The sequence below is a fragment of the Curtobacterium sp. VKM Ac-2887 genome, assembly GCF_015350935.1.
Classification (GTDB): domain Bacteria; phylum Actinomycetota; class Actinomycetes; order Actinomycetales; family Microbacteriaceae; genus Curtobacterium.
Genome location: NZ_JADKSB010000004.1, coordinates 220,421 through 235,483, shown reverse-complemented (window position 1 = coordinate 235,483; position 15,063 = coordinate 220,421). Strand labels below are relative to the sequence as shown.

General features: G+C 69.2%; 13 protein-coding genes and 2 tRNA genes. 10 read left to right on the top strand and 5 right to left on the bottom strand.

What is annotated here, in order from left to right:
* Positions 1-17: 17 nt before the first annotated feature.
* From ITJ69_RS06850 to ITJ69_RS06840, 3 genes are all read left to right on the top strand, one after another.
* The gene (locus ITJ69_RS06850) at positions 18-3,017 is read left to right on the top strand and encodes an alpha-mannosidase (RefSeq protein ID WP_194672380.1); all 3,000 of its coding nucleotides are present in this window, start codon (positions 18-20) and stop codon (positions 3,015-3,017) included.
* A gap of 49 nt (positions 3,018-3,066) precedes the next feature.
* Entirely contained in the window at positions 3,067-3,987 is a 921-nt protein-coding gene (locus tag ITJ69_RS06845) for an endo-beta-N-acetylglucosaminidase H (RefSeq protein ID WP_123673346.1), read from the top strand.
* Positions 3,988-4,212: 225 nt separating this feature from the next.
* Entirely contained in the window at positions 4,213-4,503 is a 291-nt protein-coding gene (locus tag ITJ69_RS06840; RefSeq protein ID WP_131921663.1) for a DUF1905 domain-containing protein, read from the top strand.
* A gap of 101 nt (positions 4,504-4,604) precedes the next feature.
* Here the strand turns inward: ITJ69_RS06840 and ITJ69_RS06835 are convergent.
* Positions 4,605-4,675, bottom strand: a tRNA-Gly gene (locus tag ITJ69_RS06835).
* A 67-nt stretch (positions 4,676-4,742) separates the two neighbouring features.
* On the opposite strand from ITJ69_RS06835, the gene ITJ69_RS06830 reads away from it, so the two are divergent.
* From ITJ69_RS06830 to ITJ69_RS06810, 5 genes are all read left to right on the top strand, one after another.
* Positions 4,743-5,018 carry a hypothetical protein gene (locus ITJ69_RS06830; protein ID WP_123293976.1) on the top strand — a complete coding sequence of 92 codons (276 nt, stop codon included), beginning with the start codon at positions 4,743-4,745 and terminating at the stop codon, positions 5,016-5,018.
* A 93-nt stretch (positions 5,019-5,111) separates the two neighbouring features.
* A tRNA-Pro gene (locus ITJ69_RS06825) sits at positions 5,112-5,188 on the top strand.
* 52 nt (positions 5,189-5,240) lie between these two features.
* Positions 5,241-6,548: a trigger factor gene (tig, locus tag ITJ69_RS06820; protein WP_194672379.1), complete on the top strand. Its 1,308-nt coding sequence runs from the start codon at positions 5,241-5,243 to the stop codon at positions 6,546-6,548.
* Positions 6,549-6,717: 169 nt separating this feature from the next.
* Positions 6,718-7,347 (top strand): ATP-dependent Clp protease proteolytic subunit, encoded by a 630-nt coding sequence (locus ITJ69_RS06815; RefSeq protein WP_111084515.1) that lies wholly within the window; start codon positions 6,718-6,720, stop codon positions 7,345-7,347.
* A gap of 26 nt (positions 7,348-7,373) precedes the next feature.
* Entirely contained in the window at positions 7,374-8,033 is a 660-nt protein-coding gene (locus tag ITJ69_RS06810) for an ATP-dependent Clp protease proteolytic subunit (RefSeq protein ID WP_111084516.1), read from the top strand.
* A 62-nt stretch (positions 8,034-8,095) separates the two neighbouring features.
* Here ITJ69_RS06810 and ITJ69_RS06805 read toward each other — a convergent pair whose 3' ends face one another.
* Together ITJ69_RS06805 and ITJ69_RS06800 are read right to left on the bottom strand one after the other, a co-directional pair.
* The gene (locus ITJ69_RS06805; RefSeq protein ID WP_194672378.1) at positions 8,096-8,701 is read right to left on the bottom strand and encodes a copper resistance CopC family protein; all 606 of its coding nucleotides are present in this window, start codon (positions 8,699-8,701) and stop codon (positions 8,096-8,098) included.
* Between the two features lie 50 nt (positions 8,702-8,751).
* Entirely contained in the window at positions 8,752-9,480 is a 729-nt protein-coding gene (locus ITJ69_RS06800; protein WP_194672377.1) for a YcnI family protein, read from the bottom strand.
* A 233-nt stretch (positions 9,481-9,713) separates the two neighbouring features.
* Between ITJ69_RS06800 and clpX the strand changes: the two genes are divergently transcribed.
* Positions 9,714-10,994 (top strand): ATP-dependent Clp protease ATP-binding subunit ClpX, encoded by a 1,281-nt coding sequence (clpX, locus tag ITJ69_RS06795; RefSeq protein ID WP_111084519.1) that lies wholly within the window; start codon positions 9,714-9,716, stop codon positions 10,992-10,994.
* Between the two features lie 195 nt (positions 10,995-11,189).
* Here the strand turns inward: clpX and ITJ69_RS06790 are convergent, their stop codons facing one another.
* Both ITJ69_RS06790 and ITJ69_RS06785 read right to left on the bottom strand, forming a co-directional pair.
* A complete protein-coding gene (locus ITJ69_RS06790) occupies positions 11,190-13,214 on the bottom strand; it encodes a M3 family metallopeptidase (RefSeq protein ID WP_194672376.1) in 2,025 nt (674 codons plus the stop codon).
* A 256-nt stretch (positions 13,215-13,470) separates the two neighbouring features.
* Positions 13,471-14,070 (bottom strand): TetR/AcrR family transcriptional regulator, encoded by a 600-nt coding sequence (locus tag ITJ69_RS06785; RefSeq protein WP_194672375.1) that lies wholly within the window; start codon positions 14,068-14,070, stop codon positions 13,471-13,473.
* Positions 14,071-14,192: 122 nt separating this feature from the next.
* Here ITJ69_RS06785 and ITJ69_RS06780 point away from each other — a divergent pair, with 122 nt between their 5' ends.
* On the top strand, positions 14,193-15,029 hold the full coding sequence (locus ITJ69_RS06780) for an alpha/beta fold hydrolase (protein WP_194672374.1): 837 nt from the start codon (positions 14,193-14,195) through the stop codon (positions 15,027-15,029).
* Positions 15,030-15,063: the final 34 nt, after the last annotated feature.

Here is a 15,063-nt window from a genome sequence, read left to right as displayed (position 1 = left end):
CGACCCTGGAAGGCTCCATGCACGACGACATCCCCCTCACCACCGGACGGGCCCGCCGGGTCCTCGACGAGCGCATCACGCCGGCGGTGCACGCCACCGCCGTGCCGTTGGAGACCGCCTGGCACGAGCTGCCGGGGGAGCCGATCCCGCCGGCGCAGGGACTCGCGCTCGAGTTCACGCCGTACGAGGTCGGCATGCCCTGGGGTGCGGCCTGGGGGACGACCTGGTTCCGGCTGACCGGGACCGTGCCGGCCGAGTGGGCCGGTCGCCGGGTCGAGGCCGTGATCGACCTCGGCTTCGACAAGAACATGCCGGGGTTCCAGTGCGAGGGGCTCGTGTACCTGGCCGACGGCACGCCGGTGAAGTCGATCAACCCGCGCAACCAGTGGGTGCTGCTGACGGAACGGGCCGAGGGTGGGGAGACGATCGAGCTCTACGTCGAGGCGGCGTCGAACCCCGTCCTGCTCGACTACCACCCCTTCCTCGTCACGCACGAGGGCGACATCCAGACCTCGTCGTCGAAGCGGCTCTACACCTCGCGCCGGATGGACCTCGCCGTGTTCGAGTCCGAGGTGCACGAACTCGCGCTCGACATCGACGTCCTGCTCGAACTGCAGGCCGAGCTGCCCGAGGGGCCACGACGGATGCGGATCCTGCAGGCCCTCGACGACGCGCTGGACCGACTCGACCTGCAGCACATCGCTGCGACCGCGGGTGACGCGCGTGCGGCGCTCGCCGACGTACTCGCCGCCCCCGCCGAATCTTCCGCGCACACGATCTCGGCGATCGGCCACGCCCACATCGACTCCGCGTGGCTTTGGCCGGTCCGCGAGACGATCCGCAAGGTCGCCCGCACCACCTCGACGATGACCGAGCTCATCGACCAGACCGACGACTTCCTGTACGGCATGTCGAGCGCGCAGCAGTACGCCTGGATCAAGGAGCACCGGCCCGAGGTCTACGCCCGGGTGCAGGCCGCCGTCGAGGCCGGCCGGTTCCTGCCGATCGGCGGCATGTGGGTCGAGTCCGACACCGTGATGCCGACCGGCGAGAGCATCGTCCGCCAGTTCTCGCAGGGGCAGCGGTTCTTCGAGCGCGAGTTCGGCATCCGGCCCAAGGGCGTCTGGCTGCCGGACAGCTTCGGGTACTCGCCGGCGCTGCCGCAGCTCATGCGCCGTGCGGGCTTCGAGTGGTTCTTCACGCAGAAGATCTCGTGGAACCAGGTCAACAAGTTCCCGCACCACACGTTCCTGTGGGAGGGCATCGACGGCTCACGGGTGTTCTCGCACTTCCCGTCGATGGACACCTACAACTCGCGCCTGTCCGGCAGCGAGGTCGCGAAGGCCTCCCGCCAGTTCCGTGAGAACCGGCTCGCCACGGGCTCGATCGCACCGGTCGGCTGGGGCGATGGCGGCGGCGGCACGACCCGCGAGATGACCGGCACGGCTTCACGCCTCGCCGACCTCGAGGGCAGCGCGAAGGTCCGGTGGGAGCACCCGGACACGTTCTTCGACCGCGCGAAGGCCGAACTGCCGGACCCGCCGGTGTGGGTGGGGGAGCTGTACCTCGAGCTGCACCGCGCCACCCTGACCAGCCAGCACGGCACCAAGCAGGGCAACCGCCGGTGCGAACAGCTCCTCATCGAGGCCGAGCTCTGGGCCACGACCGCCGCCGCACGCAGCGACTTCGCCTACCCGTACGACGAGCTCGACGCCCTGTGGCAGCAGGTGCTGCTCCAGCAGTTCCACGACATCCTGCCGGGCACCTCGATCGCCTGGGTGCACCGCGAAGCCGAGGCGAAGTACGCCGAGACGGCCGCGGCGCTGACCGCGATCATCGGCCAGGCGCTCTCGGCGCTCGCCGGTGCCGGAGATGCGGCCGTCGTCGTCAACCCGGCCCCGTTCCTCCAGGCCGGCGCACCCGCGCAGGGCGCCGTCCTGGCGACCGACGTGGCGGAATCGACCGCTGTCACGCTGACGGAGCAGGACGGCGGGTACGTGCTGGCGAACGAGCTGGTGCGTGTCACGGTCACCGACCAGGGACTCGTCACGAGCGCCGTCGACCTGGCCAGCGGGCGCGAGGCGATCGCCGCCGGGCAGACCGCGAACCTGCTGCAGCTGCACCAGGACTTCCCGAACATGTGGGACGCGTGGGACGTCGACCGGTACTACCGGAACCGGGTCGAGGACCTCGTGGCGGTCACCGGGTTGACAGCGTCGGTGGACGACGCCGGGGTCGCACGGGTCGTCGTGTCCCGGGCGTTCGGCGACTCGACCGTGCGGCAGCAGATCGTCCTCGCACCGGACTCCCGCACCCTCGAGTTCGACCAGACGACCGACTGGCACGAGACCGAGAAGTTCCTCAAGGTCGCGTTCCCACTCGACGTCCGCGCCGAGCACACCGTCGCCGAGACGCAGTTCGGGGCTCAGAAGCGGGTGACCCACACGAACACCTCGTGGGAGGCCGCGAAGTTCGAGACGTCGATGCACCGCTACGTGCTGGTGTCCGAGCCGGGCTTCGGCGTCGCGCTCGTGAACGACTCGATCCACGGGTTCGACACCACCCGCGACGCCGTCGACGGGCACGTCACCACCACCGTGCGGCTGTCCCTGCTGCGCGCACCGCGGTTCCCCGACCCTGAGACCGACCAGGGCGTGCAGACACACCGGTACGGGATCGTCATCGGGACCGACCAGCTCGGGGCCACTGCGGCGGGCGTCCGGATGAACGCCGGCGCGCGGACCCTCATCGGGGCGCACGGGTTCGCGCCGCTCGTGCGGGTGTCCGGCGGGGTCGTGCTGTCGAGCGTCAAGCTCGCCGACGACCGCTCCGGCGACCTGGTCGTGCGGGTGTACGAGCCGGTGGGGCGGCGGGGGACCGGCGGGATCGAGGTCGACGGGCCGTTCGGACCGGCTGCCGAGGTCACCCTGCTCGAAGAGCCGTTGACCGACACGGATGCGTCGTCGTTCGCCGTCGACGCGTACGAGGTGCGGACCTTCCGGTTCCCGCGCGTCTGAGACCCCGGTCGGCGACCGCCGGCCGGTTCATCACTCGAAGAGGAGTGTCATGAAGAAGTCCATGAAGTTCGGGATCGTGGCGGCAATCGCCGCGATGGTGGCGGCGCCACTGGTGCCGTCAGCCGCGACCGCAGCACCGACCGCTGCTGCAGCCGCCGCCGGCACTGCCGCCGCGACGAAGTCGGGGCCGACGAGCATCGCCTACGTCGAGGTCAACAACGACCAGCTCGCGAACGTCGGCCGCTACACGCTGTCCGGCGGTGCGAACGCCTTCGACGTCGCGATCATCTTCGCGGCGAACATCAACTGGAACGGCTCCAAGGCGGTTCTGGTCAACAACGACAAGGTGCAGGCGACCCTCGACAACGCCGCCACGCAGATCAAGCCGCTGCAGGCGAAGGGCATCAAGGTGTCGCTGTCGGTCCTCGGCAACCACCAGGGTGCGGGCATCGCCAACTTCCCGACCCAGGCCGCGGCGTCGGACTTCGCGTCCCAGATCGCCGCCACCGTGTCGAAGTACGGACTCGACGGCGTCGACCTCGACGACGAGTACTCCGATTACGGCGCGAACGGCACCCCGCAGCCGAACCAGCAGTCGATCGGCTGGCTCATCACCGCGCTGCGTGCCCAGATGCCCGGCAAGCTCATCTCGTTCTACGACATCGGCCCGGCCTCGTCCTCACTGTCGTCGTCGAGCAGCACCGTCGGCTCGAAGCTCGACTACGCCTGGAACCCCTACTACGGCACGTACTCGGCGCCGTCGATCCCGGGGCTCGGCAAGGACCGGTTGTCCGCTGCGGCGGTGGACATCCAGAACACCTCGCAGTCGACGGCGGTGTCGCTCGCGCAGCGCACGAAGGCGGACGGGTACGGCGTCTTCATGACGTACAACCTGCCGGGAGGTGACAAGTCCGCCTACGTCTCCGCCATGACGCAGCAGCTCTACGGGCAGGCCGCGTCGTACCGCTGACCCTTCCGTCCTGACGGCGGCTCGCGCCCCGTGCTCCCCGGTTCCGGCCTGGAAACACGGGGCGCGTCCGTCGTCCACGTCCCGCTGGCTCCGAGGAGGCACCAGTTCCTCCTCGCGCTTGACGGTTCCGGTTCGCAGATCCCGGTGATCGTGAACCGGAACCGTCACGGACCGAGATCGGAACCCGGTCCGGCGCGCTCGACGACGCGGCCGTACGATCGCGACATGGAGCTCGAGTTCCGCGGTGAGGTGATCGAGTGGCGCGGCCCGTCACCGTTCTTCTTCGCCGTCGTGCCGCCGGACGCCGCCGAGGTCATCGCCGACCTCGCGCCGATGCTCACCTACGGGTGGGGTGTGATCCCCGCCCGGGTGACGATCGGCCCGGTGACCTGGACGACCTCGTTGTTCCCGAAGGACGGCGGGTACCTCGTGCCGCTCCGGGCGGCCGAGCGCAAGCGTGCGCACGTGGACCTCGGGGACGCCCCGCAGATCACGCTCGAGCTCGGCGGCCCCTGACCACGCACGGTGCGCGTGTTCGCTCCGTGCGAGGTTGATCGCTCGGTGCGCCGGAACAACCTCGCACCGAGCGTGTAACCGCGCACCAGCTGAAGCAAGAGAGGGGATGACGGGAATCGAACCCGCGTGGCCAGTTTGGAAGACTGGGGCTCTACCATTGAGCTACATCCCCGCGCTGCGCACGTGTCGCAGCCCGACCATCGTAGCGGACGAACGAGTACTGGACGAACGAGCACGACATGCCAGGGCGCGTCATCCCCAAGCCGGACGCCGGCGCCGAGCGCACGATCCGCTGGTCGCGCGTGGTCTCCTACGCGCTGGTGGTCCTCGCCGCGATCGTGTTCTCGATGCGCCCGGAGCTGTTCGGCGATCCGCAGTCGCAGCCCGCGCACGCCCTGCTGCACGTGTGGCGGATCGTCGTCGGCATCGTGCTCGCTGTCGCGGCGCTCGGGGTCCAGGTGGTGGTCGGCGTGCGGTGGCGCAACGGCCTGCGACGCGCCGCAGCGGACGAGTGACGTCCCTCCCGGGAACCGCGCACCGGGGGACCGCTAGACTCATCGGCGTCGCATGCGCCCTTCGGCGCGCGCGGACACCCTGGCCCAGTCAAACGGGGCGTAGCTCAGCTTGGTAGAGCGCCCGCTTTGGGAGCGGGAGGTCGCAGGTTCAACTCCTGTCGCCCCGACCAGGTCCTCGAGAACCATCGACCACACGAACGTCAACCAACAGGAGAACATCCCGTGGCCACCAGCACCGTCGACAAGGTGAGCGACACCCGCGTCAAGCTCACCGTGAACGTGACGCCGGAAGATCTCAAGCCGAGCATCGACCACGCGTACAAGCACATCGCCGAGCAGATCAACATCCCCGGCTTCCGCAAGGGCAAGGTCCCGCCGGCGATCGTCGACCAGCGCGTCGGCCGTGGCGAGGTCCTGAACCACGCCGTCGGTGACGCCATCGACAACTTCTACCGCCAGGCGGTCGAAGAGCAGGAGCTGCGCATCCTCGGCCGTGCCGAGGCCGACGTCGCCGAGCTGCCGAACCTCGCCGACTTCGCGGGCGACCTCGTCCTCACCTTCGAGGTCGACGTCCGCCCCGAGTTCGACCTGCCGGACTACTCCGCGTACGAGCTCACCGTCGACGCCGTCGAGGTGTCGGACGACGAGATCGAAGAGGAGCTGCAGAACCTGCGCACCCGCTTCGGCACGCTCGTGACCGTCGACCGTCCGGCGAAGACCGGCGACTTCGCGCAGATCGACCTGACCGCCAGCATCGGCGACGACGAGGTCGACTCGGCCACCGGCGTCTCCTACGAGATCGGCTCCGGCGACCTGCTCGAGGGCATCGACGAGGCGCTCGAGTCCCTGACCGCCGGCGAGTCGACGAACTTCGAGTCGAAGCTCGTCGGTGGCGACCGCGAGGGCGAGACCGCCCAGATCGCCGTCACCGTCACCGCCGTCAAGGAGCGCGAGCTCCCCGAGGCCGACGACGAGTTCGCCCAGATCGCCAGCCAGTTCGACACGATCGACGAGCTCAAGGCGGACCTCAAGGAGCAGATCGCGAAGTCCAAGACCTTCGCTCAGGGCGCCGCGGCTCGCGACAAGCTCGTCGAGAAGCTCATCGAGGACGTCAACATCCCGATCTCGGAGCAGCTCATCGAGGACGAGGTGCACCGTCACCTCGAGCAGGAGAACCGCCTCGAGGACGACGAGCACCGCAAGGAGGTCTCCGAGTCCAGCGAGAAGGCCTTCCGCTCGCAGATCCTCCTCGACTCCATCGCCGAGAAGGAGGAGATCCAGGTCTCCCAGGAGGAACTGACCCAGTACCTCATCCAGGCTGCTGCGCAGTACGGCATGGAGCCGGCCGAGTTCATCAAGGTCATCGACCAGAACGGCCAGATCCCGGGCATGGTCGGCGAGGTCGCCCGCTCGAAGGCAGTCGCGACCGTCCTGTCGAAGGTGACCGTCAAGGACACCAACGGCGACGCAGTCGACCTGTCCGCCTTCACGGCGGGCGTCGCGCAGGCCCCTGCTGAGGACGCCGAGTAACGAACTCGACGCCACCAGCGATACAGACGGGAGGCACGGTGCCAGCTGGCACCGTGCCTCCCGTCTCGTGTTTTCCGCACCACCGCATTGCTGTCGGCGAACACACGCGAAGTGGTGCGTTGCAACCGATAAGTTCGACAACAAGCGACAACTGAACGGGAGCTTTTCCATGGCCGAAGCAACACTGAACCCCAGTGTTTTTGACCGCCTTCTGAGAGACCGGATCGTGTGGCTCGGCTCCGAGGTCCGCGACGACAACTCGAACGAGATCGCAGCCAAGCTGCTGCTGCTCGCCGCCGAGGACCCTGAGAAGGACATCTACCTCTACATCAACTCGCCCGGTGGCTCGATCACCGCCGGCATGGCGATCTACGACACGATGCAGTTCGTCCCGAACGACATCGTCACCGTGGGCATCGGCCTGGCCGCGTCGATGGGACAGTTCCTGCTGTCCTCCGGCACGCCGGGCAAGCGCTACATCACGCCGAACGCCCGCGTCCTGCTGCACCAGCCGTCCGGCGGGTTCGGCGGTACCGCTGCCGACATCCAGACGCAGGCCAAGGTCATCCTCGACATGAAGCAGCGCATGGCGGAGCTCACGGCCGAGCAGACCGGCAAGTCGATCGAGCAGGTCCTCAAGGACAACGACCGCGACAACTGGTTCAGCGCGCAGGAAGCCCTCGAGTACGGCTTCGTCGACCACCTGCGTGCCTCGTCGGCCGAGGTCGTCGGCGGTGGTGGCACCGTCGGTGACGGCGCGACGCCGACCGCGGCTGCCGACCCCGACGCCCAGTCCTGACCCCCACCGAAGAAAAGGAAACGAGAATGCATCTCCCAATGCTCGGTGGCGCGCAGAACGTCCCGGCTCCCTCCGATCGGTACATCCTGCCGAGCTTCGAGGAGCGCACGGCCTACGGCTACAAGCGCCAGGACCCGTACGCGAAGCTCTTCGAGGACCGCATCGTGTTCCTCGGTGTCCAGGTCGACGACGCGTCGGCTGACGACGTCATGGCCCAGCTGCTCGTGCTCGAGTCGATGGACCCCGACCGCGACATCGTCATGTACATCAACTCGCCCGGTGGCTCGTTCACCGCGATGACGGCGATCTACGACACGATGCAGTACATCCGTCCGCAGATCCAGACGGTCTGCCTCGGTCAGGCCGCCTCGGCTGCGTCGGTGCTCCTCGCCGGTGGCACGCCGGGCAAGCGTCTGGCCCTGCCGAACGCCCGCGTGCTCATCCACCAGCCCGCTGTCCAGCAGGGTGGCGGCCAGGCGTCGGACATCGAGATCCAGGCGGCGGAGATCCTCCGCATGCGCACCTGGCTCGAGGAGACGCTGTCGAAGCACTCCAACAAGACGCCGGAGGAGATCAACCACGACATCGAGCGCGACAAGATCATGTCCGCGCAGGAAGCCGTGGAGTACGGCCTGATCGACCAGGTCCTCACCAGCCGCAAGAACCTGCCGGCGCTCGTCAAGTAGCACCAGCAGGAACGACGAAGGCCCCGCACCGATCGGTGTGGGGCCTTCGTCGTGCGGCGGTGTCAGTCTTCGGTGTCGTCCGTCTCGGGCGCGGGGCGGCGCCGCAGGAGCAGCAGGACCGCGACGACCGAGGCGACGAGGACGACGCCTCCGGCGCCGATCCAGAGCGCGTCGGTCGTGGCCGAGTCGGTGTCACCCGAGGCGGTGCCGGTGGTGGCGGCCTCGGTGGAGTCGTCTCCCGCGGTGGCGCAGGTCGGCGGCGTGGTCGATCCCGAGGCCGCGGAGGAGCCGGACGGGGCCTTCCACGTGAAGGCGTACTCGTCGGAGACGGTGTGGCCGTCGGCGGAGACGATCTGCCACTCGACGGTGTACTTCCCCGAGTCGCCGAGTGCGGCGGGCGTGGTCATCGAGGGGCCGTCGATGTCGACGCAGCCGTCCTCGTAGTACTTCCCGTCCGGGCCCACGACCCGGAAGGCGAAGCCCGACCCGGAGTCGCCGATGTCGAGCAGCTTGTCGTTCGTGGTGATCTCGAACGCCTTCGGCAGGCTCGTGAGCGTGCCGCCGACCTCCGGGGTGGACGCGATCAGGTAGTTGTGCGCGCTGGCGGGACCCGCGAGCCCGAGGACCGCACCGCCCGCGATCGCGACGACCGCGGCGGACCCGGCCACGAGCCTCCAGGCAGAGGACCGCAGCCGAGTCCGACGCGAGCCGCGCTGCGTCACTTGGCGGAGCTCCGACGACGCGTGCCGGCGACGGCGACGACCAGGGCGACGGCGCCGAGCACCAGACCGCCCAGGCCGAGGAAGCGGCCGACCAGGTCGGGGTCCGCGGGGGTCGTCGAGCCGGCTGCGGCCTCGGCGGTCGGGGTGGTGGCGACCGGGTCACCGTCGTCGTCCGTGGCCTCGGCCGCGGTCAGCGTGATCGAGGGGGCCGGGTGCTCGGGCTCGGCCTCGCCGGCCTGCTGCTCCTGGCTCCACTCGACCGAGCCCTTCTCGCAGGTCTGGATCGCGGGGAACTCGACGAGGTCACCGGCCTTGCCGTCCGGCAGCGAGAAGGAGAGGGCGAAGGTGTCGCGCTCGTCGGCGGGGAGCGGGGTCTTCGCGGTGTAGGTGATGCTCGTGACGCGCTCGGCGGCGTCCTCGGCGTGCTCACCGACGGCCGCGGCGGAGGGGCTCGTGTAGGGCTCGGTCGCCTTCGTGATCTTCCAGTTCGGGTTCACGGTGGGGGTGACCTCGATGACGGACTCCGGCACCTGGAACTCGATCTTCGTGGTGGGGGAGCCGTCGCAGCCGTGCGGGACCGAGAAGGTCGCCGTGGTGTACGAGTTCGCGGCGGTCGAGGTGGCCGTCGCGGACACGTGCGCGCTGGCTGCGCCGGCGGTGCCGAGGACGATGACGGCCACGGCGCCGAGGGTGACGGCGCCGCCGGCGGCGAGACGCTTCTGCATGGGGATCCTTCGATGGTCGGGACGGTGTTTCTACAACTTGTAGAGAAGACTGGATCACGGTAGCAGGCCCGAACGCCCTGGGCGAACGCGCGCGCGAAATCCCGCGGCGCCGCACGGTCGGTGTCACCGGTTGCGGTTAGGCTCGTGTCCACGACGAGGTGCCCACCAGCAGCGGTGCACCAGCGGCCGGTGCGAGTGCGCGGGCCGGCACGTCCAACCAGGGAGGCACGGCAATGGCACGCATCGGAGAGAGCGGGGACCTCCTCAAGTGCTCCTTCTGCGGCAAGAGCCAGAAGCAGGTCCAGCAGTTGATCGCCGGTCCGGGTGTCTACATCTGTGACGAGTGCGTCGAGCTGTGCAACGAGATCATCGAGGAGCGTCTGGCAGAAGCCGGCGAGGACACCTCGAGCGGTGACTTCGAACTGCCGAAGCCGCGCGAGATCTTCGACTTCCTGCAGGAGTACGTCATCGGGCAGGACCCGGCGAAGCGCGCCCTCGCCGTGGCCGTCTACAACCACTACAAGCGCATCCGTGCGCAGGGGCAGATCACCGCTGCCGAAGACCGCGACGACATCGAGATCGCGAAGTCGAACATCCTGCTCATCGGCCCGACCGGCTGCGGCAAGACCTACCTGGCGCAGACCCTGGCGAAGCGCCTCAACGTGCCGTTCGCCGTCGCCGACGCCACCGCCCTGACCGAGGCCGGCTACGTCGGTGAAGACGTCGAGAACATCCTGCTCAAGCTGATCCAGGCCGCCGACTACGACGTCAAGCGCGCCGAGACCGGCATCATCTACATCGACGAGGTCGACAAGATCGCCCGCAAGGCCGAGAACCCGTCGATCACGCGCGACGTCTCCGGCGAAGGCGTGCAGCAGGCACTGCTCAAGATCCTCGAGGGCACCGTCGCGTCGGTCCCGCCGCAGGGTGGTCGCAAGCACCCGCACCAGGAGTTCATCCAGATCGACACGACGAACGTCCTGTTCATCGTCGCCGGTGCGTTCGCCGGGCTCGAGGACATCGTGTCCTCGCGCGTCGGCAAGCGGGGGATCGGCTTCGGGGCGCCGCTGCACAGCGCGACCGACCACCAGGACCTCTACTCCGAGGTCCTGCCGGAAGACCTGCACAAGTTCGGCCTGATCCCCGAGTTCATCGGTCGTCTGCCCGTCGTCACCACGGTGTCGCAGCTCGACCAGGCCGCCCTCATGCAGATCCTGACCGAGCCGAAGAACGCGCTGATCAAGCAGTACCAGCGGATGTTCCAGATCGACGGCGTCGAGCTCGAGTTCGACCAGGGCGCGCTCGAGGCGATCGCCGACCTGGCCGTGCTGCGCCAGACCGGTGCCCGTGGCCTGCGCGCCATCCTCGAAGAGGTGCTCGGCCCGGTGATGTTCGACGTCCCGTCCGACGACGACGTCGCCCGCGTGGTGATCACCCGCGAGTCCGTGCTCGAGAACGCAGCGCCGACCATCGTGCCCCGGCCGCGGGCGAAGCGCGTCGAGAAGTCGGCGTAGCGCTCCGCTCGCTCCGAAGCCCCGCACCGGATCGGTGCGGGGCTTCGTCGTGGTGGGGCGGTCGGCACGGCCCGCGGGTCGACGCCTGGTTCTTCCCATGACGGCTGCGATGGAAAGTGAGATCGGGCGTACCTGGTCGGAAGTTCCGACCAGGTACGCCCGATTCGACGCGGTACGCCCGGAAGCGCCCGCGCCCTACTCGAGGCCGCGGCGGCGCAGCAGCGGTCCGACCTCGGCGTCGCGCCCGCGGAAGTCGCGGTACGCCTCGAGCGGGTCCTTCGCGCCGCCGACACCCAGCAGCCGTGATGCGAACCGACGGCCGGCCTCCCGGGAGACCCCGCCGTTGTCGCGGAACCACTCGACCGTGTCGGCGTCGAGCACCTCGGACCAGATGTAGCCGTAGTACCCGGCGTCGTACCCGCCCGAGAACGTGTGGGCGAAGTACGTCGACGAGTAGCGCGGCGGCACGGCCTCGACGGCGATACCGGCGGCGGTGAGGGCGTTCCGCTCGAAGTCCTCGACGGACGTGACCGCAGCGGCGTCGGCGGAGGACAGCCGGTGCCACGCCTGGTCGAGCAACGCCGCGGCCAGGTACTCGGTGGTGCCGAAGCCCTCGTTGAAGCCCTCGGACTCGCTCAGGCCCAGGACGAGCTCGGGCGGCAGCGGGGCGCCGGTCTCGTGGTGCTTCGCGTAGTTCGCCAGGACCGACGGCCACGACACCCACATCTCGTTCACCTGGCTCGGGAACTCGACGAAGTCGCGCTCGACGTTCGTGCCAGAGAACCGGGGGTACGTGGTGCGGGCGATGAGGCCGTGCAGCGCGTGGCCGAACTCGTGGAAGAGCGTCTCGACCTCGTCCTGGATGAGCAGCGTCGGTGACCCGGGGGCCGGCTTCGCGACGTTGAGGTTGTTCACCACGACGGGCAGCGTGCCGAGCAGCTCGGACTGCTCGACCACGGGGTTCATCCACGCGCCGCCGCGCTTGCCGTCGCGCGTGTACAGGTCGAGCAGGTACAGGCCAACCGGTTCGTCGTCGTCGCCGGTGACCTCGAAGACACGGACCTCGTCGTTGTAGCCGTGCAGGTCCGGGCGCTCGGTGAAGGTCAGGCCGTAGAGGGCACCCGCGGCGTGGAAGACACCGTCGCGCAGAACCCGGTCGGCCTCGAAGTACGGTCGGAGCGCCGAGCTGTCCGCGGCGAACTGCTCTCCGCGCAGGATCTCGGTGGCGTAGGCCCAGTCCCACGACTCGATGTCGAACCCGACCGTTCGGGACCGGACGGCCCGCTCGTCGTCGGCGTTCCGGGCTGCAGCGCCGACGAGCGACGACAGCAGTCCGTCGACGGCCTCGGGGGTCTTCGCCGTCTCGTCGGCGGTGACGACCGCGGCGTGGTTCGGGAACCCGAGCAGTTCGGCGCGCTCGGCACGGAGCCGCACGATGCGCAGCAGGACCTCGCGGTTGTCGTACTGGTTGCCGCGGCGGCCGCGGGCGAGCGAGGCGCGCATGATCCGCTCGCGCAGGTCGCGGTTCGCGAGCGACGGCAGCCACGGGTGGCCGGTGTAGAGCGGCAGGGTGATGAGCCAGCCCTCGAGGCCGCGGTCCGCAGCGGAACCGGCAGCGGCGGACTTCGCGCCGTCGTCGAGCCCCTCGAGCTCGGCTTCGTCGGTCACGTGCACGGCGGAGTCGTTGGTGTCCTCGAGCAGGTTGCGCTCGAAGGTGGTCGTGAGCGTCGACAGCTCCTGGTTGATGGCGGTCAGGCGCTCCTTGCCGGCGTCGTCGAGCCCGGCGCCCGCCAGGGTCATCTCGGCGTGGGTGCGCTCGACCAGGCGGAGCGCTTCGCCCTCGAGCCCGGCGGCTGCGGCGCCGTCGAGCACGGACTGCACGCGGGCGTAGAGCCGGGAGTCCAGCGTGATCGCGTCGCGGTGGGCGGCGAGCAACGGCGAGACCTCGGCCTCGAGGTCGTGCAGCTCCGGCGTCGAGTCCGCCGACGACAGCGTGAAGAACACGTGGCTGACACGGGTCAGCAGCTGCCCGGAGCGCTCGAGGGCGATGAGGGTGTTCTCGACCGTCGGTGCGTGCGGATCAGTGGCGATGGCCTCGACCTCGGCGCGCTGCTCGGCCATGCCGGCCTCGAAGGCCGGTCGGTAGTGCTCGAGTCGCACGTCGCCGAAGGGCGGCAGGGCGTAGGGGAGGGTGCTCGGGATGTCGAACGGGGTTGCCATGGCAACCACCCTACGGACGTCGCGCCGCGACGGGGCGGACGGGAGGCCCGTGGCGGCCTGGCCCCGCGCCTCCCCCCACCGGCACGGCCGTCGCGCCGCTGGCGCGTCGCACCGGAACCGGCGGCGTGGGCCCAGTCCGCCTTGTGGGTGCGTTCCTTCCCATCGCGACCGGCTTGGAAAGCGGAATCGGGCGTACCTGGTCGAAAGAACCGACCAGGTACGCCCGGAACGACCAGGTACGCCCGGAACGACCAGGTCAGCGGGACGGCCCCGTCGCGGCGTCGATCAGCGTCGACGCGGCACGGCGGGCGTGCGCTGCAGGTTCCGTGGTGCCGGCGATGGCAGCAGTGGTCTGCGCGCCCTCGGCGAGCAGGGCGAGCTGTGCGGCGAGTTCCTCGGCTCGGTCCGGATCGGCGACGACCTCGGCGGTGAGCTCCTGCACGAACCGCTGGAACGAGTCCTTGTGGTCGCGGGCGATCTCGGCGACCGCGGGCGAGGTCGCGCCGAGCTCCCCGAAGGCGTTGATGAACCCGCAGCCGCGGAACGTGTCGTCGCCGAACCACGACTCGAGGAAGTCGTACACCGCGAGCAGCTTGTCGCGCGGGGTCGTGGCCACCTCGACCGCACCGTGCACGCCGCGCTCCCAGATGTCGTGGCGCCCGGACAGGACGGCCGCGATGAGCTGCTCCTTGCCCGGGAAGGCCGCGTAGAGCTTCTTCAGCGAGACGCCTGCGCCCGTGCGGATCTCGTCCATGCCGACGGACTGGATGCCGCGCGCGTAGAACAGCTGGTCGGCGACGTCCACGATGTGTGCGCGGACGTCGGCTTCGACCGTGCTGATGGTGCTGGTTGCCATGACGTACCCCGTTCGCTGCGTGTTCACCGTTCCCGAGTTGCGCCGGGAACGATCGTTCTCTAGTGTAAGGCACATCGACGGAGAACGGACGTTCTCCGCGAGGCTCAGGGAAGGAAACGATCATGGGTGCCATCACCGTCGGAACCGAGAACAGCGTCGACATCGAACTCCACTACGAGGACAAGGGAACCGGTCAGCCGATCGTGCTGATCCACGGCTTCCCCCTCGACGGCAACTCGTGGGAGGGCCAGACCCCGGCCCTGCTCGAGGCCGGCTACCGCGTGATCACGTACGACCGCCGCGGCTTCGGGCAGTCCTCGCAGCCGAGCACCGGCTACGACTACGACACCTTCGCCGACGACCTGCACACCGTCCTCGAGACCCTCGACCTGCGCGACGTGATCCTGGTCGGCTTCTCGATGGGCACCGGCGAGATCGCCCGCTACATCGGCCGCCACGGACAGGACCGCATCGCGAAGGTCGCGTTCCTCGCCTCGCTCGAGCCCTTCCTGGCCATCACCGACGACAACCCCGACGGCGCCGGCCCGATGTCGTTCTTCGAGGGCATCGCCGCCGACGTCAAGAAGGACCGGTACGCGTACTTCACAAACTTCTACCAGGACTTCTTCAACCTGTCGGAGAACCTCGGCTCACGCATCTCGGAAGAGGCCGTCCGCAACGCCTGGAACATCGCCGCCGGCTCGGGTGCGATCGCGTCCGCCGCAGCACCGCTGACCTGGCCGACCGACTTCCGTCAGGACATCCCGAAGGTGACCGTCCCGACGCTCATCGTGCACGGCACGGCGGACAACATCCTGCCGATCGACGCCACCGGTCGCCGCTTCACCAAGGCGCTGCCGGCCGCGAAGTACGTCGAGATCGAGGGCGCCCCGCACGGCCTGCTCACCACGCACACCGCCGAGGTGAACGAGGTCCTGCTCACCTGGCTCGCCGAGTAGCCGCTCGCATCGTGAGCAGAAATGGTCGGGTTCC